An 18,109-nucleotide genomic window follows, 5' to 3' on the forward strand; every position below is an offset into this window, starting at 1 on the left:
CTCCACCACCAGCATCCCAACCTCGGCTTCCATGACTCGATGGAAGCCACTGTGGACCCTTATCCCGGGGTCCCGATTGGATGCCGATCACCCCGAAAACGGGGTCCTTATTCCATGCCGAAACACATATTCGACGATCACGCGCCATATGATTGCCTGCAGCTTACCGTCAGCGATGGGTCTGATTGTGCCTATGTCGTGGTGAAGCGCCGCATTCACCGGCTTGCAAGGAGACGGCTGGGGGTGCCGCTGCCAATCCCGTATTCGGACATCCTGCATTGCAGTGCGCCGGAGCTGCTCGCTCGGCATCTTGAGCACATCAAACTTGCGATCCTGTGGCGGCAGCGGACCGCGGCGCTGGTCGCAGACGCGCGACTCTTTCCGGTCCAGCCCCGGGGCTTACTTCTCCCAATGCCAACCTGCTATCGCTCCCGGCTGCCGGCGCCCGACAACCTCGACACGCTGTATTCGGAAATCGTACTTCTGCCCATCTGAGCCGAGCCGCAGAAGCTCCTCGACGGCTTATGAGGAACACGACCGCCGCGCCAACTTCTTCAGGAGTGCCGAGGCGGGCCACCGGCTCAGCTGATTTACCTTCGGCGGCGAGGCGCGTGCGGCAACTTACGGAAGCTCCTTATGCTGGTGGGCGAGATGAAGCGGAGCTTACGGCTCGATGATCAGCTAACTCTCAAGCGCTCGCGCGCTTTCCGTCCGCCTCCGATACGATCGCAGGTTTGGCATTCAGCGCCTCGACCTGGAACCCCGCGACGCGCTTGTAGTTCGCGGCGACATCTTCCAGCTCCTGCTGCGACAGCACGTCGGTGACGACGTCGTAGCCGTCGGGCGCGCGCTCCTCGACGAGCTGCATCACCTGTTCGGGGCCGTTCTTGCGGTTGAGCAGGACGAGGTCGGTGGTCGCAGGCCGCCGCTCGGCCTCATAGGCCAGCAGCGCCGCTTGCGTCGGGCCGTGGGCCAGGATCTCGCGGGTGATGGTGCGGGCATCGAGGATCGCCTGCGAGGCGCCGTTGGAGCCGATCGGGTACATCGGATGCGCGGCGTCGCCCATCAGCGTGACGCGGCCAAAGGTCCATTGCGACACCGGATCGCGGTCGACCAGCGGATATTCGTAGGCGTGCGGGCAGTTCTTGATCAGGCCGGGCACGTCGAGCCAATCGAACTGCCAGCTCTCGAACCAGGGCAAAAATTCCTCCAGCCGCGCGGTGCGGTTATAGTCCTCGCGCCGCCATTGATAGGTCGGCGGCATGTGGCGCTCGGCGACCCAGTTGATCAAATGGTTGCCCGCGGCGTCCGGCGCCTTCGAGATCGGATAGCAGACGAATTTCAGGATCTCGTGGCCGGCCATGATCATGGTGCGGCCGCTGAGGAAGGCTTTTGCAGGCGTGACGCCGCGCCAGAGGATGCGGCCGTTCCAGATCGGTAGGCCTTCGTCGGGATAAAGTTTTTCTCGCGCGGCCGAATGGATGCCGTCGGCGGCGATCAGGATCGTGCCGTCGCAGGTCCCCGCGGCCTTGCCGGTCGCCTTGTCGATGAAATCGGCGCGCACGCCGTCAGCGGTTTCGCTCCAGCCGGTCAGATGATGGCTGGTCAGGATGTTGTCGCGGCCGAGGCGCTCGATCGCGGTGTCGAGCAGGAGTTGCTGGAGCGTGCCGCGATGGATCGAAAATTGCGGCCATTTATAACCGGCCTCCAGCCCGCGCGGCTCGCTCCAGATCGGCTTGCCGTGCTTGGAGAAATAGGCAAGCTCGCGGGTGCGTACGCCGCTGGCATCGAGCTTGTCCATCAGGCCGAGTTCGATCAGCTCGCGTACCGCATGCGGCAGCACGTTGATGCCGACACCGAGCGGCCGCAGTTCGGCGACGCTCTCGAACACTTTTACGGGAACGCCGATTCCGTGCAGGCTGAGCGCAAGCGTCAGCCCGCCGATGCCGCCACCGGCGATGAGTACGGTCATGAAAACCCCTCCAATTGAGGGCGTCTTGGCACAGCCTGGCGCCGGTGGGCAACTGCGAAGAGGAGGTCGTGCTATGGACCCCGGGGCCCGCAGCCGTTAACTTCCGGTTTTCCCATGAGGTCCGACATGCTCAAGCTGTACTACGCCACCGGCACCTGCGCGCTCGCCACCTACATCACCCTCGAAGAGGCCGGCGCCGACTACGCGGCTGAACGGCTGAGCTTCAAGGACAACCAGCAGAACAGCGCGGATTATCTCGCGATCAACCCAAAGGGCCGCGTGCCCGCCTTGGTGACCGATCGTGGCGTCCTCACCGAGACGCCGGCGATGCTGGCCTATCTCGCGCAGACCTTCCCCAAGGCGAAACTCGCGCCGCTCGACGATCCCTTCGACTTCGCCCAGGTGCAGTCCTTCAACTCCTACCTCTGCTCGACCGTGCACATCAACCATGCCCACAAGATGCGCGGCGCGCGCTGGGCGAGCGAAGAGAGCTCGTTCGCCGACATGAAGCAGATGATCCCGAAGACCATGGGCGCCTGCTTCTCCCTGATCGAGCAGAAGATGTACAAGGGACCCTGGGTGATGGGCGAGCAGTATACGATCTGCGATCCCTATCTTTACACCCTGTCGACCTGGCTCGAAGGCGACAGCGTCGACATCAACGCGACGCCGAAGATCGCCGATCATTTCAAGCGCATGTCCGACCGCCCCGCCGTGCGCAAGGTGATGGACGCGCAGAAGGCGTAGGAGTGCGGGAGCGTAGAGGTGGGTTACGCTTCGCCAACCCACCTACGAAGCTTTCCGCTTCTCCAATTCCCGTCCCGTCTCCAGCATCAGCCGCCGCAACCAGATCGAGCCGGGATCCATCTGTGCGCGGGTCGGGTAGAACATGAACTGCTCGTCGATGCCGGGGTCGAGCGGCGGCGTCACCGTGACGAGGCCGAACTGCTTCGACAGCGCCGCGATCAGCCGGCGCGGCACGAAGGCGACGAGGTCAGTGCGGGCGGCGACGTGCAGCGCTTCGAGATAACCCGGGACGACCAGTGAAATGTGCCGGTCGATGCCCTTGGTGCGCAGCCAGGTGTCGATCAGATCCTCCGCGCTGCCGCGGATGATGACGCCGACATGGCGTGCGGCGAGGAACGTTTCGCGCCGTTTCAGCTTCGTGCCCATCGGATGGCCGCGCCGCACCGCCAGCGCGTCGCTGTCGGTGTAGAGGAGGTGGCGGTGGAATCCCTTGAAGGCGTTGCCGATCGAGATCACCAGATCGATGGTGCGGGCGAACTCGGTGTTGAAGATCGCAGGTCCCCGCCACGGTACGATTTCGATGCGGACATTGGGCGCAAGGCGCGTCACCTTCTCCATCAAGGGCGGCATCAGGAGCTCGACCGCGAGATCCGGCATCATCAGGCGGAATTGCCGTTCGCTGCGACCGGCGTCGAAATCGTCAGGCACGAACAGCCCGCGCACCTGGTCGAGCGCCTGCGCCAGCGGCGCGCGCAAGGCTTGCGCCCGCAGCGTCAGCTCCATCCGCGCACCTGTGCGTACCAGGAGCGGATCGCCAAAGATGTCGCGCAGGCGCTGCAGCGCATGGCTCGCCGCCGGCTGCGACAGTCCGATCCGCAAGGCGGCGCGGCTGACGCTGGCCTCGCGCAGCAGTGCGTCGAGCGCGGTCAGGAGATTGAGGTCGAGCAAATTCAAATTCATGAGGCGAATAGATATCATATCCGCTATCGATTTGAAGAATTCTCGATCATTGCCGATGATCTCCAGTAATGTCACCAAACGGAGATGCCGCCATGAGCGCCGCAGCCAACAAGAAACTGATGCAGGACATTTTCGCCGCCGCCGCGAACCCGGATCCGGAGGCGCGCGACCGCGCGTTGTTCACCGCAAGCCTTGCCGATGATGCCAAATGGGTCGTGACCGGGCAATATTCCTGGTCGCGCACCTTCTCGGGGAAGCAGTCGATCCTCAACGATCTGCACGGCTATGTCCGCACGCGGCTCGTCGACCGCACCCGCACGGTCGCCCACCGCATCATCGCCGACGGCGACATCGTCGTGGTGGAAGCCAAGGGCGACAATGTCACGCCCGAGGGCATCCGCTACGACAACGACTACTGCCTGGTGTTTCGCCTGGAGGACGGCAGGATCAAGGAGATCAGGGAATATTGCGACTCGATCCTGACCGAGAAGGCGCTCGGCCCGTTTCCACCAACGGCCGTGAGGGCCGCGAGCTGAGCGGATTGAGCGGCGTCGCGTCCGCCGACCGGTGCCGTCCGCCGCGGTCGGCGATCGTCGTGCAAGCCTGGCGGATGCTCATAGATATCATGCGGGCCCGGCGAGATCGCTCCCGCGCCCGGCTTCAGCTCGCTGCCATGACCGAGCGGGAGCTTCAGGACTTCGGGATGTCCCGGTCGGAGATTGCCTACGAGCTGCATAAGCCCGCCGGCGAAAATAGAGAACGGTGGGGGCGGGGCACGTTGCCTCGCCTCCGCTGGAAGTGGTCGAGAACGCGCTCGGCAAATTGACGCAGGCGAGCGCCTGACAGGCGTCATCCGGATAAGCTGCAGCGGCCTGCACGCCGCTGCGGGCTTCGCGCCAAAACCTTGCTCACCTGCCGATAAAATCAGCAGATGTTGTGCCATCTGACGCATGCGCGCGCGAAAAATTTGAAGGTTCAATTAACGAGTGTCCCCCATTGTGTCGCGGTGCAGCGTGGGTCGCGAAAGACGCGATGTGCGGCTGCCAGGGTGGCCGGTGACGATCGCCGGATTCGGCCGGCCGCTCGAATTGACATGCATCTGGGTGGATAGTGGGAATGCCGAAACTTCGTTTGCGGATCAGGGGACGCCTGTACGCAGGCTTCATGGCCCTGGTGGCCGTCGGTCTCGTGATGGCGGTGGTTGCCGTCTGGAATTTGTGGGCGGTCCAGGATCAGGTCGGAAGACAATCGGCGCTTTCAGACAGCACCGCGCGGGTGCTGGAGATATCGACCCATCTTCAGGCCATCCAGCGCGCCAATCTGCGTTATATCTACGACGCCAGCGAGCCCGCGATGAAGGAGGCCGCGGAACGGGAGGCGGCGGCAAACGAGCTTTTACAGGTCGGGGCAAAGGGCACGCTCTCGGAAGAGCGCCGAAAGCTTTACGACGGCCTCATCGCCGACATCGCCAAGATGAAAAGCCTGCGTGACAATCTCGGCGACGCCGTCAACGACGCGAGGACGGGCAAGGCGACGCTGCTGCCGAGCGGCGACGAACTGACCGTCAAGATGGGCAAGTTGGTCGATACGGCGCGCGCAGCCGTCGACGAAGACACCGCGGCCCTCGTGGCGGACCTCGAATCCAGGCTGCTTCTCGTCCAAATCGCGAACTGGCGTTTCCTGGCCTTGCGCGACGTCAAGGGACCCGCGAACTTCAGGACCAATGTGGACAGGGCATCACAGCGCCTCGCGGCGATCGAAAAGAGTCCTCAGGCCGCGGAATTGCGGACCACGCTCGCGCCGGTGAAGACTTCGCTCGGAATCTACAAATCCGCGTTCGAGACGACGTCGGCCGCGATGCTCCAGGCCGACGAAATCTATCACAAGAACCTCGCGCCGCTGATCGTCGAGAGCATCGGCAAGCTCAAGGTCGCGGAAACCACCTTGAAGAAGGACTACAAGGATTCGCGCGCCAATGCCGAAGCCGTGATTGCCGGAACGACGTCAATTCAGGAAATCGCCGGCGGCGTTGCCACCCTGTTCGGATTGATCGTCGCCTTCCTGATCGCCCGCAGCATCGTGGGTCCCCTGACATCGATGACGCACGCGATGGGGCTGCTTGCCGGCGGCGATCTCGAGGTCGCGATTCCCGGCCGCGGCAGAGCCGACGAGATCGGCGACATGGCGATGGCGATCCAGGTGTTCAAGGACAACATGGTCGAGACCGAGCGCCTGCGCCATGAGCAGACCGAGGTCGAGGCGCGGCAGGCCGAGAGCCGCAAAGCCGACATGGTCAAACTGGCCGACCAGTTCGAGCAGGCGGTGGGCGAGATCGTCGACACCGTGTCGTCGGCCTCGCACGAGCTCGAAGCGTCCGCCGGCACCCTGACCACGACCGCTTCGCGGGCCCAGGATCTATCGACGGAAGTCGCCTCCGCGTCGCAGGAAGCCACGGCAAATGTGCAGGCCGTCGCCTCGGCGACGGAACAGCTGTCCTCGTCGGTGACGGGGATCGCGCGCCAGGTGCAGGAATCGGCCCGAATCGCCGGCGAAGCCGTCGGTCAGGCGAGCAGGACCAACGCGCGCGTCGGCGAGCTCTCGAAGGCTGCGGCCCGCATCGGCGACGTGGTCGAGCTGATCAGCACCATTGCCGGCCAGACCAACCTCCTGGCGCTGAACGCCACCATCGAGGCGGCGCGCGCGGGAGAAGCCGGCCGCGGCTTTGCGGTGGTGGCCTCGGAGGTCAAGGCGCTGGCCGAGCAGACCGCGAAGGCCACCGGCGAAATCGCCCAGCAGGTCTCGGGCATCCAGGCCGCAACGGAGGAGTCGGTCGGCTCGATCAGGGAAATCAGCGGCACCATCGAGCGTCTGTCTGAGATCTCGTCGACGGTCGCCGCTGCCGTGGAACAGCAGGGTGCGGCCACGCAGGAGATCTCCCGCAACGTCCAGCAGGCGGCCCATGGCACGCAGCTTGTGTCGTCCAACATCGGCGACGTGCAGCGCGGCGCCTCCGAGACCGGCTCGGCCTCCTCGCAGGTGCTTTCGGCGGCGCGCTCGCTGTCGGCCGACAGCAACCGGCTGCAGCAAGAGGTCAGGAAGTTCCTGAACTCGGTCCACGCCGCCTGAGCCCCGAAGCAAAAGGCCACGCGCATGCGCGTGGCCTCGAACAGCGGCGTGGCGCGATCAGGCCACTTTCGTCGTCATGTGCTTGAACATGTTGCCGCGGGCCTCGTCGTCCATCTCCGCCTTGAAGGTGAACTTGTCCTTCAGCGCGATCGCCCGCGCCGCCGCAGGCCGCGCCGATATCTCGTCCACCAGCCGCTTCACATTCGGGTATCGCGCAAAGGCGTCGTCGCCGAGCTTGAACGGCACCATCCGTGCCCAACCCCACAGCGCCATGTCGACGATCGAATAGCTGTCGCCGACCACATAGCGGCGGTCGGCGAGGTGACCGTCGAGAATCCTGTAGTGGCGATCGGTCTCGAACTGGTAGCGGTTATGCGCGTAGTCGTGGTTCTGGTCCTTCGGCGCAAAATGCTTGAAGTGCACGGCCTGACCCGAATAGGGCCCGACGCCGGTGGCGATGAACATCAGCCATGACAGCGTCTCGCCGCGAAAATTGGCGGCGGGCAGGAATTTGCCGGTCTTCTCGGCGAGATAGAGCAGGATGGCGTTGCTGTCGAAAACAATGGTGCCGCCATCGTCGATCGCCGGCACCTTGCCGTTTGGATTGATCTTCAGATAGTCCGGCGTGAACTGCTCGCCCGTGCGGGTGTCGATCTTGACCGGCTCGAAGGGCAGGCCGGACTCTTCGAGATAGAGCGCGACCTTGGTCGGGTTCGGCGACCCGTTGAAATAGAATTTGAGCATGTTTGTCTCCCCATTTCCCTTTTTAGAGAATGAACGCAGCGTCGAGGCTCTCTCTTGCCTGAACCTGGTCCGGGGGCGCAACCGGCGAGTTTGCCGTGAGGTACCTGCGCGACGCGCAGATCAGCCGGCGTAACAAAGGCCGATCGCCGCCGTAATGACCATCGCCGCACCAACCGCTTCGAGACGCAGCCCAAGCCGCGCGGCGAGGTGCATGTCGGAAGCCCGCGCCGCGCGCTCCGATCCGCGCGCGTAGCCGTGCACGATGACGTCGTGATTGAAATTGTCGTGGGCCTCGTTGCTGCTGGCGAGCCCGACGCAGATTACGAGCACGCCGAACAAGGCCAGGCCGAAAAATCCCAACAGCGCGATCAAAAACATCGGAAACATGCCGAGCAGGAAGATCGGCAGCAGCGGCACCAGCAGCAATGTCTCGGACTGTCGTCGCATGGGAGCCAACCGGTCAGGACGGGCTGATCGGCTAAACCTAGTCCTGGCGACGGCCGAGTTCAACCACGCCCGTCATTCCGTGGCGGGGGATCTTACCCCGCCGCCATGCCGGCGCGGATCTCGGCACGCAGCTCATCGATCAGCTTGAGTCCCTTTTTGGTCTCGATGTGCCAGAAGGTCCAGCCGTTGCAGGCTTGTGCGCCTTGCGCCACCGCGCCCATGCGATGGATCGAGCCGACCTTGTCGCCGAACATGATGGCGCCGTCGGCGCGGACCAGTGCGCCGAGCTTCTTCTTGGCGTCGAACAGCTTGGTGCCGGGCATGATCATGCCGCGCTCGATCAGCTCGGAGAATGCCACCCGCGGCGCTTCGCGCGCGGTCATGAACGGAGCGAGGCTTGCCTCCGGCAGCGGCTCGACCGCGGCGATGCGCGCTTCGGCCGCTTTCGCGTAGACCTTGTCGCGCTCGAAGCCGATATAGGAGCGGCCGAGGCGTTTTGCGACCGCGCCGGTGGTGCCGGTGCCGTTGAAGGGATCGATCACGAGATCGCCCGGTTTCGACGATGACAGCAGCACGCGCGCGAGCAGGCCTTCCGGCTTCTGCGTCGGGTGCACTTTCTTGCCGTCGGCGCCCTTGAGGCGCTCGTCGCCGGTGCAGAGCGGGATCAGCCAGTCGGACCGTGCCTGCACGTCCTCGTTGGCGGCCTTCAGTGCCTCGTAGTTGAACGTGTAGCCCTTGGCCTTCTCGTCGCGCGCGGCCCAGATCATGGTTTCGTGCGCGTTGGTGAAGCGGCGGCCGCGGAAATTCGGCATCGGGTTGGACTTGCGCCAGACGATGTCGTTCAGGAGCCAGAAGCCGAGGTCCTGCATGATCGCGCCGACGCGGAAGATGTTGTGATAGGAGCCGATCACCCAGATCGTCGCCGATGGCTTCATCGCGCGGCGGGCGGCAAGCAGCCATGCGCGGGTGAAATCGTCATAGGCGGAGAACGAATCGAACTTGTCCCAGTCGTCGTTGACCGCATCGACATGGGATTCGTCGGGGCGTTTGAGATCGCCCTTGAGCTGGAGATTGTAGGGCGGATCGGCGAACACCAGGTCGACCGAACCAGCCTGAAGCTTCGACATCTCGGCGACGCAATCGCCGAGGACGATGCTGTGCGAAGGCGATTCAAAGTTTGTGCGGGGCGCCCTTGCAGACGCCCCGCGACGCGACTCTACCATGACTCAAGAACTCTGACTCAGGCGACGCTGTCGGCGACGCGGGACCAAACAACCGACTGACCGTTACATTGAAGCGGCAAAGTAAAAATCGACTTAACCCGCCGCTTTCGTGAGCAGCCCTCACATCGCGCATTGCACGCGGTTCGCTCTGCGCATTCGCCGTGTTTTGCAGTGTATTTCGCGTTTCTTCGCGTTGCGGGAGTGGCCGGAGCGCAAAAAGACTCCAAATTTCTCTCGGAAAAAATTGCTCGATGCCCGGAAAAAATTGCTGGCATTGCCATGCTGTCGCACTAGGCAATAATTGCCGAGCGGGATATTGATTAACGCAATGGAAATTTTATGCGTGTGGCGCGTTGAGCTTTGGCGTCTCTGCGCCCAAATGATGCCATCCAGGACCGAGGGAAGCCGCCATGCGCTACGATGATTTCCGCCGCAGCGACGACATCGAGGATCGTCGCGACGATGGTGGCGGCGGCGGTGGAGGAGGAGGCGGGTTCGGTCTGCCCATGGGCGGCGGCGGGCTCGGCATCGGCACCATCATCGTGCTCGGCCTGGTCGGCTACGCCTTCGGGATCGATCCGCGCATCCTGATCGGCGGCGCCGAGATCCTCACCGGCGGCGGCCAGGCGCCGTCCTACCAGACCGATCGCCAGTCGTCCTCCAACGCCAAGCGCGGCGCGCCGACCGACGAGATGGGCAGCATGATCTCCGGCATCCTCGGCGAGATCGACGATCGCTGGAGCGAGATCTTCCAGGCCTCGGGCCAGTCCTACACCGGTCCGAAGGTCGTGCTGTTCCGCAACGTCACCAATGGCGGCCGCTGCGGCCGGGCAGAGTCGGCGATGGGACCGTTCTATTGTCCGCCCGACAGGACCATCTTCCTCGACACCGGTTTCTTCCGCGAGGTCGAGACGCGCTTTCGCGGCTGCTCCGGCAAGTCCGCCTGTAACTTCACCACCGCCTACATCATCGCGCATGAGGCCGGCCATCACATCCAGAACCTGCTCGGCATCATTCCGCGCGTGACGCGGCTGCAGCAGCAGGCCGGCAGCAAGGCGGAGTCGAATGCGCTCCAGGTGAAGGTCGAATTGCAGGCCGACTGCCTGTCCGGCGTCTGGGTCAATCGCGAGGCGAAGAAGCGGCCGAACTTCCTGGAGCCGGGCGACATCGACGCCGCGCTCACCACGGCGAGCGCGATCGGCGACGACACGCTGCAGCGCCAGGCCACGGGCCGCGTCGTGCCCGATTCCTTCACCCACGGCTCGGCGGCGCAACGCAAGCAGTGGTTCATGACCGGCTACCAGCAGGGCACGGTCCAGGCCTGCAACACGTTCGGCGGCGGGGCGTTGTAGCTATCCGTCATTCCGAGGCGCAGCGCGAACTATGATGCGCAATTGCGCATCTGGGAATGCAAGAGTAGCGGCGTCATCCTGAGGTGCTCGCCTCTTGGCGAGCCTCGAAGGATGGCGAGCGCCCGTCCCATCCTTCGAGGCGCGCAAGGGCGCGCACCTCAGGATGACGGCGGTGGTTGGTGAAGCAGGAGTGAAGTCGTGGCCTCCATCGACGAAACAAAACAGTTCATCCCGCTCAATATCGCGGTGCTCACCGTCTCCGATACGCGCGCGCTCGCCGATGACAAGTCTGGCCAGACGCTTGCCGACCGCCTCCTTGCAGCCGGACATCATCTCGCCGCGCGCGAGATCGTCACCGACGACGTCGAGGCGATCCGCGCCGTCATCCGCCGCTGGATTGCGGACGCGGGCGTCGACGTCGTGATCACCACCGGCGGCACCGGCTTCACCGGGCGCGACGTCACGCCGGAGGCGATCGAGCCCTTGTTCGAGAAGCGCATGGACGGTTTCTCGATCGCATTCCACATGCTGAGCCACGCCAAGATCGGCACGTCGACGATCCAGAGCCGCGCCACTGCGGGCGTCGCGGGCGCAACCTACATCTTCTGCCTCCCAGGTTCGCCCGGTGCCTGCCGCGACGGCTGGGACGGCATCCTCGCAAGCCAGCTCGACTACCGCACGCGTCCCTGCAATTTCGTCGAGATCATGCCGCGGCTGGATGAGCATCTGCGGCGCACGAAGGCGCAAGGCGCGACGGTGTAAGCATGCGCTTCTTCCCTTCTCCCTCATGTCCGCCGAAGCCTTGGCGAAGGCGGATGTGGGGGAAGGTGGCGCGAAGCGCCGGATGAGGGGTTCTCTCCGCGCGCACATTGCGAGAGAGTCGTCCTCGGAGACAACCCCCTCACCCAAGTGAGCTCGTGTTTACCTGCGTCGCTGCCCTCTCCCACAAGGGGCGAGGGCACAGTAATGCGCATCCGCTCGCTGCGAGACCGTCAGAGATCCCGTTCCCAGGTCTCGCCGACCAAATTTTGCCCGAAGCTGCGGTGCGGTTCGGTCGCGGTCATCCTGAAGCCGGCATCGTCGTAAATCTTGCGCGCGGCGATCAGGTTGCTCTGCGTCCACAGCGTCATCCGCCGATAGCCGCAGGCGCGCGCGAAGGAGACGCATTCGGCGACCAGCCGCTGGCCGAGGCCCTGGCCGCGCGCCGCCGGATCGAGCAGCAACAGGCGCAGCTTGGCGACGTCGTCGCTTGCCTTGACCAGGAACACCGAGCCGACCGGGCCACCCTCGATGTCGGCGATCCAGCAGCGTTCGCGCGAGGGATCGTAGGAGGTCATGTATTTGGCGACGATCTCGGCCACCAGCGCCTCGAAGCCGGAATCGAAGCCGTATTCGCTGGCATAGAGCGCGCCATGGCTTTGCACCACCCAGCCCATGTCGCCAGGGCGGGGATCGCGCAAGGTCGCACGCGGGGCCGGCGCGCGCGGCAGCGCGAGCAGGCGCTCGATCGTCTCCATCGCGCCGGTGAGCTTCCTGCGCTCGTCGCCCAGCAGCGGCCGCAGCATCGCGGCAACGTCGTCCTGCGTCACGCGTTCGAGCCTGGCAAACGCCTGGCGCCCCTTCGCCGTGAGGCTCAGCTGGACCTGCCGGCGGTCGCTCGCAAGCGGCTTGCGCGCGATCAGGCCGCTCTCGTCGAAACTCTGTACGATGCGGCTGAGATAGCCGGCGTCGAGCCCGAGCGCGATGCCGATCTCCTTGGCCGATTGCTCGCCGCCAGTTTGCTCGCCACCTCGGGCGAGCTCGTAGAGCACGCGCGCCTCGCTCAGCGAGAACGGGGTTTTCAGGAGCTGCTGGTCGAGCACGCCGAGCTTGTGGGTGTAGAAGCGGTTGAAGGCGCGAACCGCCCGAACCTGGTCGTCGGCGACCTGGTCGGTCGCAGTGCTTGATGGCGAAGGGATTGCTGGCATGGGAATCACCTCGATAATTGCCATTGTCAAATAATTATTTGACTTTGGCAAGTATCTGGTGGCTTCACCCGACCATGACGATCCGGCTGCGCAGCATGATCCGGGACGAGCGGCCGAGCCGCCGGAGCAGCCGCGCCTCGGAACGGCGGGCCTGGGGCGGGTAGCCGCCGATCCGGTCGTAGTGATCACGCGCGATCAAAAGTCCCTGATCGCCGAACGGGCCGACGAGCTTGCGCGTCACGGCCCGGAGGATGTCGCGGAATCCGGCATTGGCGTATGGCGAGCGCGCATAGCGGAAAACGGCCGCACGGTTCCGGCCGCTGGACGAGACGGCCTGGATGAACTGGGTGGTCTCCTCGATCCAGCCGGTTTCCAGCACGGCGCCTGCGGGAAGGAACATCAACCAGGGCGAACGGGCCTGGAGTGCGCCGGCGGCGAGCGCGGCGCCTTGCGAGGATCCCTCGAAGCCGATGAAACGGCAGCCCGCGACGTCGGCAACGCGCTCGATGACGCCGTTGCGGGTGCCGTCGACCAGGAGCACTTCCCGGACCACGCCCGCCGCGGCACCCGGTACCAGCGCGGCCAGAGTTGCGACCGTCGTCTGCTCGACGCCTTCCGTCGGTATGATGACGCTCAGCATGATTGAGGCTTCGGTGTCTGCGCTTCGGGAGAAGCGTAGCTCGTTATGATGTTGTCATAAACATGCGGCGCTGCCGAGTGCAACTTTTCGGCCGCGCCTCGGTCTACGATGGTAAACCGCTGGAGCCATCGCATCCAAATATGTCCCATGCGGGTTGGCGATATTGCCGAATGTTTCGGCGCCGGCCTGTCCTGACCGTATTAATCCGGAGGTTAGCCGCGATATTGCGCGACGTGCCAGCCGTTCGCAATCCTGCAAGAAGAGGATGCGATAGCGGATGAGCCCGGGAACGGGAAAAACGTGCAATCGCGCTGCTGACGAGGGCTTCGAATGAACGCCGATCAACTTGCTGTTAACACGCCGGCAACATCTCCCAGGCCGGACGGCGCGCCGACCTTGCGGATTCGCGCCGTGATGCTGGGTGAACGCATCAATCCCTCCGGCCTCGAGCTGGGTGCGACTGTCTCCTCGACGCCGGCCGCCTTCCGCGTCCATGCCGGCCTTGCGGTGATCTTCCGCTACGGCGTCGTGGTGCTGATCGGTCTCCTCCCTTCGGAGGAGAAGGTGCTGATCGACGGCCTGAAGCCCCGCGTGATCGGCGAGTTCAGCCCCCATGAGGAGGAGATCGCGCAGGCCCAGCTCTGCAAGGACGAAAGCGCCGAGGCGATCCTGCCGGGCGGTCCGATCTGCCTCGCCAAATTCTCCGACGACCGGCTGCTGCTGATTGCGGATGCGCTCGCCAAGAGCACCTCGCTCGCGCGCGACGAGCGCCGCGTCGCTGCGGTCTTCGACGTGATCGAGCCCTTTGCGCGCAAGCTCGCCGAGCAGGGCCGCACGCCGCCCCGGCGCAAGGGCATCTTGCAACTGATCGGCAATGCGCTTCTCGTCCAGCAGCGCGTCGCCGGCCGTGTTGCTGTGGCCGAGAAGCCGGACGTGCTCTGGGAGAAGCCCGAGCTCGACCGGCTCTATGCCCGCCTGGAAGACGAGTACGAATTGAAAGAGCGCCTCGACACGCTCGAGCGCAAGCTCACCGCCGTGTCCGAGACCGCCAACGCGCTCACCGACATCATCGACACCCAGCGCTCGCTGCGCCTCGAAATCGCGGTGGTGGTGCTGATCGTGATCGAGGTCGCGATCGGGTGTTTTCAGATTTGGTCGGGGACGCACTGACTCTGCGTCCTTGGCCGTGTGGTTCGAGACGCGCCGTAAGGCGGCGCTCTGCCACGCATTCTCAAAATGCGCACATTCTCTCAAATGCGATTGTCTTGTCGCAGCACCGCCGCACAATGCCGTGCGATCATCAGTTCCTCATTCGTCGGAATGACGAAGACATCGATGGCGCTATCGTCACCGCTGATACGCTCGCGCGCCGCATCATTCGCAGCGGCATCGATCCGCACACCGAGCCAGTCGAGACGTTCACCGATCGCGCTGCGGATTTCGCTGGCATGCTCGCCGATGCCGCCGGTGAAGACCAGGCAGTCCAGCCCGCCAAGCGTGGTCGCCATCACCGCGACTTCCTGCGCGGCACGAAACGTGAAGAGCTCGACCGCCTCCCGCGCCGCGGCCTCGCGGCTCGCAAGCAGCACGCGCATGTCCGAGGAGATGCCGGAGACACCGTGCAGGCCTGACTCGTGATAGAGCAGGTGCTGGACATCCTCGACAGACATTCTCTCGTGCTGTTGCAGATAGAGCAGCACGCCAGGGTCGATCGCGCCGCAGCGCGTGCCCATCACCAGCCCGTCGAGCGGCGTCAGTCCCATCGTGGTGTCGATGCTGCGGCCGTCGCGCAAGCCGCACAGGCTCGCACCGTTGCCGAGATGCGCGATCACGGTGCGCTTCGCTGCAAGCTGCGGCGCGATCTCGGCGAGACGGCCCGCGACGTATTCGAAGGAGAGGCCGTGAAATCCGTAGCGCCGGACGCCGCGCTCTTCATAGCGCCTCGGGAGGGCGAAGCGGCTCGCGGGCGGCGCCAGGCCGTGATGGAAGGCGGTGTCGAAACAGGCGATCTGCGTCAGGTCGGGCCGGATCGCCCTGATGGTGCGGATCGGCTCGATACAACGCGGCTGGTGTAGCGGCGCAAGCGGTGTCAGCGCCTCCAGCTTCGCGTAAACGTCGTCCGTCAGTCCGACCGGCCCTGAATAATCCGGCCCGCCGTGAACGATGCGGTGCCCCACCGCGCGCAGGCGGTGCTGGCTAAAATGGTCCTTGATGAAGGCGAGCACGTCGGCGAACAGATGACCACCGTCGGCGTTCGGCGCCTCTCTCTGCGCCTCGAACAGGTCTTCGCCCGCGGGGCTCTTCACGACGAGCCGCGGCTTCGTCTCGTGCTCGTCGAGCAGGCCCTTGCAGAGCAGGGTGGGCTCGGCCGCCGAGATATCGAACAGGCCGAACTTGATGCTCGACGATCCCGAGTTGAGAACGAGAACCGTGTTCGACATGGCTGCCCTCAGTCGCCTGGCTCCGCCGGAGTGTTGCCGCCTGCGCTGTTCGGCCAGACCCAGCCCTGCACTTCCGGCATGTCCTCACCGTGCTCGCGCACATAGTGCGAATGCTCGATCAGCTTGTCTCGGAATTGCTGCTTCACCTGCGCCGCCTTGGCCGCGAGCCCCGGCACGCGCTCGATCGCCTCGATCGCGAGGTGATAGCGGTCGAGCCCGTTGAGCACGACCATATCGAACGGCGTCGTCGTGGTGCCTTCCTCGGCAAAGCCACGCACATGCATGCCGGCATGGTTGGTGCGGTTATAGGTCAGCCGGTGGATCAGGTAGGGGTAGCCGTGATAGGCGAAGATCACCGGCTTGTCGCGTGTGAACAGGCCGTCGAAGTCGCGATCGCTGAGGCCATGCGGATGCTGCTCGTTCGGTTGCAGCGTCATGAGGTCGACGACGTTGACGACGCGGATCTTCAGATCGGGCAGCGCCTTGCGCAGCAGGTCGACGGCCGCAAGCGTCTCCAATGTCGGCACGTCGCCAGCGCAGGCCATCACGACATCGGGCTCGCTATTCGCGTCTTCCGTGCCGGCCCAGCTCCAGATGCCGATGCCGGCATCGCAATGCGTGGCCGCTTCCTGCATCGACAGCCATTGCGGCGCCGGCTGCTTGCCGGCGACGATCACGTTGATGCGGTCATAGGTGCGCAGGCAATGATCGGCGATCCACAGCAGCGTGTTGGCATCCGGTGGGAAGTAGATGCGGACGATGTCGGCCTTCTTGTTGGCGACGAGATCGACGAAACCGGGATCCTGATGGCTGAAGCCGTTGTGGTCCTGACGCCAGACATGCGAGGTCAGCAGATAATTGAGCGAGGCGATCGGGCGCCGCCATGCGAGATGCCGCGTCACCTTCAGCCATTTGGCGTGCTGGTTGAACATGGAATCCACGATGTGGATGAACGCCTCGTAGCAGGAGAAGAGGCCGTGTCGGCCCGTGAGCAGATAGCCCTCTAACCAGCCCTGGCAGAGATGCTCGCTCAGCACCTCCATCACGCGGCCGTCCTGGGCGAGATGCACGTCGTAAGATTCGGTCTTTTCCATCCAGACGCGTTCGGTCGCCTCGAACACCGCATCGAGCCGGTTTGACGCGGTCTCGTCCGGGCCCATGATGCGGAAGTTACGCGCCTCGGCGTTGAGGCGGATGACGTCGCGCAGGAATTTGCCGAGCTCGCGGGTTGCCTCCGCCACGACGCCGCCAGGTTGCGGCACCTCGACGGCGAAGCTGCGGAAGTCCGGCAGCTTCAGCTCCTTCTTCAGAAGTCCGCCATTGGCGTGCGGATTGGCGCCCATGCGGCGATTGCCTTCGGGCGCGAGCGCCTGGAGCTCAGCAATGAGCGCACCGCTCGCGTCGAACAGCTTTTCCGGCTCGTAGCTGCGCATCCAGTCTTCGAGAATCTTCAGATGCGCCGGATTCTCGCGGCAGTTCGCGACGGGCACTTGATGCGCACGCCAAAAACCTTCGACCTTCTTCCCGTCGACCTCCTTCGGGCCGGTCCAGCCCTTCGGGCTGCGCAGCACGATCATCGGCCAGCGCGAGCGTTCGACGCTCTCGCGACTGTGGCGGGCGTGCTGCTGGATCGAGCGGATGCTGGCAAGCGTGACATCGAGCGCGTCCGCCATGGCCTGGTGTATCAATTTGGGGTCGTCGCCCTCGACGAACAGCGGCTCGTGGCCGAACCCGCGGAAAAGATCGCGGATCTCCTCGTCGCGCATCCGCCCGAGCACGGTGGGGTTTGCGATCTTGTAGCCGTTGAGATGCAGGATCGGCAGCACCGCGCCGTCATGCTTGGGATTGAGGAACTTGTTGCAGTGCCAGGACGCCGCGAGCGGGCCGGTCTCGGCCTCGCCGTCGCCGACGACACAGGCGACGATCAGGTCGGGATTGTCGAATGCCGCGCCATAGGCATGCACCAGCGCGTAACCGAGCTCGCCGCCTTCATGGATCGAGCCCGGCGTTTCCGGCGCCGCGTGACTCGGGATGCCGCCGGGGAAGGAGAACTGCCTGAACAGTTTGCGCAATCCGTCCGTATCGCGCGCGATATCGGGATAGATCTCACTGTAGCTGCCTTCGAGATAGGTGTTGGCGACCATGCCTGGGCCGCCATGGCCGGGACCGCAGACATAGATCACGCTCAGGTCCAGCGCGCGGATGACGCGGTTGAGATGGGCATAAATGAAGTTCAAACCGGGCGTTGTGCCCCAATGGCCGAGCAAACGCGGCTTGATGTGCTCGGGCCGCAAGGGCTCGCGCAGCAGCGGGTTGTCGAGCAGGTAGATTTGCCCGACGGAGAGGTAGTTCGCAGCGCGCCAGTAGCGATCGAGCAGATCGAGGTCGCTGCTCGCTACGGCCGCTTGTTGTTGATTTGTCATGTTCTTGCCGACCTTCACCCCAGCGATCGTCACCAACATTGTTCTGCGACGATTGATCCCTGTCCGG

General features: G+C 64.4%; 17 protein-coding genes. 8 read left to right on the forward strand and 9 right to left on the reverse strand.

Translation table 11 applies throughout. The features are described 5' to 3' along the window. On the forward strand, positions 1-495 hold a 495-nt coding region (locus QCM77_RS29430; protein ID WP_279685938.1), incomplete at its 5' end, for a hypothetical protein. Between the two features lie 193 nt (positions 496-688). Here QCM77_RS29430 and QCM77_RS29435 read toward each other — a convergent pair. After that, complete coding sequence (locus QCM77_RS29435; RefSeq protein WP_279685939.1) at positions 689-1,972, reverse strand: flavin-dependent oxidoreductase; 1,284 nt, start codon at positions 1,970-1,972, stop codon at positions 689-691. Positions 1,973-2,098: 126 nt separating this feature from the next. Here QCM77_RS29435 and QCM77_RS29440 point away from each other — a divergent pair, with 126 nt between their 5' ends. After that, positions 2,099-2,719 (forward strand): glutathione S-transferase family protein, encoded by a 621-nt coding sequence (locus QCM77_RS29440; RefSeq protein ID WP_279666709.1) that lies wholly within the window; start codon positions 2,099-2,101, stop codon positions 2,717-2,719. Positions 2,720-2,761: 42 nt separating this feature from the next. On the opposite strand, the gene QCM77_RS29445 is transcribed toward QCM77_RS29440, so the two are convergent. Then, entirely contained in the window at positions 2,762-3,679 is a 918-nt protein-coding gene (locus QCM77_RS29445; protein ID WP_279685940.1) for a LysR family transcriptional regulator, read from the reverse strand. Positions 3,680-3,771: 92 nt separating this feature from the next. Between QCM77_RS29445 and QCM77_RS29450 the strand changes: the two genes are divergently transcribed. The 3 genes from QCM77_RS29450 to QCM77_RS29460 all read left to right on the forward strand — a co-directional run bounded on the left by QCM77_RS29450 (position 3,772) and on the right by QCM77_RS29460 (position 6,805). Further along, entirely contained in the window at positions 3,772-4,215 is a 444-nt protein-coding gene (locus QCM77_RS29450; protein WP_279685942.1) for a nuclear transport factor 2 family protein, read from the forward strand. 89 nt (positions 4,216-4,304) lie between these two features. Beyond that, a complete protein-coding gene (locus QCM77_RS29455; protein WP_279666745.1) occupies positions 4,305-4,505 on the forward strand; it encodes a YjiS-like domain-containing protein in 201 nt (66 codons plus the stop codon). Positions 4,506-4,795: 290 nt separating this feature from the next. Next, positions 4,796-6,805 (forward strand): methyl-accepting chemotaxis protein, encoded by a 2,010-nt coding sequence (locus QCM77_RS29460; RefSeq protein WP_279685943.1) that lies wholly within the window; start codon positions 4,796-4,798, stop codon positions 6,803-6,805. Between the two features lie 57 nt (positions 6,806-6,862). Here the strand turns inward: QCM77_RS29460 and QCM77_RS29465 are convergent, their stop codons facing one another. From QCM77_RS29465 to QCM77_RS29475, 3 genes are all read right to left on the reverse strand, one after another. Further along, positions 6,863-7,549, reverse strand: a complete 687-nt coding sequence (locus QCM77_RS29465; RefSeq protein ID WP_279685944.1) for a glutathione S-transferase family protein — start codon at positions 7,547-7,549, stop codon at positions 6,863-6,865. Between the two features lie 120 nt (positions 7,550-7,669). After that, the gene (locus QCM77_RS29470) at positions 7,670-7,996 is read right to left on the reverse strand and encodes a hypothetical protein (protein WP_279666703.1); all 327 of its coding nucleotides are present in this window, start codon (positions 7,994-7,996) and stop codon (positions 7,670-7,672) included. Between the two features lie 92 nt (positions 7,997-8,088). After that, positions 8,089-9,219, reverse strand: a complete 1,131-nt coding sequence (locus tag QCM77_RS29475) for a site-specific DNA-methyltransferase (RefSeq protein ID WP_279685945.1) — start codon at positions 9,217-9,219, stop codon at positions 8,089-8,091. Positions 9,220-9,629: 410 nt separating this feature from the next. Between QCM77_RS29475 and ypfJ the strand changes: the two genes are divergently transcribed. Then, positions 9,630-10,571: a KPN_02809 family neutral zinc metallopeptidase gene (ypfJ, locus tag QCM77_RS29480; RefSeq protein WP_279666700.1), complete on the forward strand. Its 942-nt coding sequence runs from the start codon at positions 9,630-9,632 to the stop codon at positions 10,569-10,571. 198 nt (positions 10,572-10,769) lie between these two features. Then, on the forward strand, positions 10,770-11,333 hold the full coding sequence (gene moaB, locus QCM77_RS29485; protein ID WP_279666697.1) for a molybdenum cofactor biosynthesis protein B: 564 nt from the start codon (positions 10,770-10,772) through the stop codon (positions 11,331-11,333). A 230-nt stretch (positions 11,334-11,563) separates the two neighbouring features. On the opposite strand, the gene QCM77_RS29490 is transcribed toward moaB, so the two are convergent. Together QCM77_RS29490 and QCM77_RS29495 are read right to left on the reverse strand one after the other, a co-directional pair. Continuing rightward, positions 11,564-12,538: a bifunctional helix-turn-helix transcriptional regulator/GNAT family N-acetyltransferase gene (locus tag QCM77_RS29490; protein ID WP_279666695.1), complete on the reverse strand. Its 975-nt coding sequence runs from the start codon at positions 12,536-12,538 to the stop codon at positions 11,564-11,566. A 64-nt stretch (positions 12,539-12,602) separates the two neighbouring features. Continuing rightward, on the reverse strand, positions 12,603-13,178 hold the full coding sequence (locus QCM77_RS29495) for a glycosyltransferase family protein (RefSeq protein ID WP_279685947.1): 576 nt from the start codon (positions 13,176-13,178) through the stop codon (positions 12,603-12,605). Between the two features lie 330 nt (positions 13,179-13,508). Between QCM77_RS29495 and QCM77_RS29500 the strand changes: the two genes are divergently transcribed. Next, entirely contained in the window at positions 13,509-14,348 is an 840-nt protein-coding gene (locus tag QCM77_RS29500; protein ID WP_279666692.1) for an RMD1 family protein, read from the forward strand. A gap of 80 nt (positions 14,349-14,428) precedes the next feature. Here QCM77_RS29500 and QCM77_RS29505 read toward each other — a convergent pair whose 3' ends face one another. Together QCM77_RS29505 and QCM77_RS29510 are read right to left on the reverse strand one after the other, a co-directional pair. Beyond that, on the reverse strand, positions 14,429-15,619 hold the full coding sequence (locus QCM77_RS29505; protein ID WP_279666691.1) for an acetate/propionate family kinase: 1,191 nt from the start codon (positions 15,617-15,619) through the stop codon (positions 14,429-14,431). A gap of 8 nt (positions 15,620-15,627) precedes the next feature. Next, positions 15,628-18,042: a phosphoketolase family protein gene (locus QCM77_RS29510; protein ID WP_279685964.1), complete on the reverse strand. Its 2,415-nt coding sequence runs from the start codon at positions 18,040-18,042 to the stop codon at positions 15,628-15,630. Positions 18,043-18,109: the final 67 nt, after the last annotated feature.

This window comes from Bradyrhizobium nivariense (genome assembly GCF_029846695.2).
Lineage (GTDB): Bacteria > Pseudomonadota > Alphaproteobacteria > Rhizobiales > Xanthobacteraceae > Bradyrhizobium.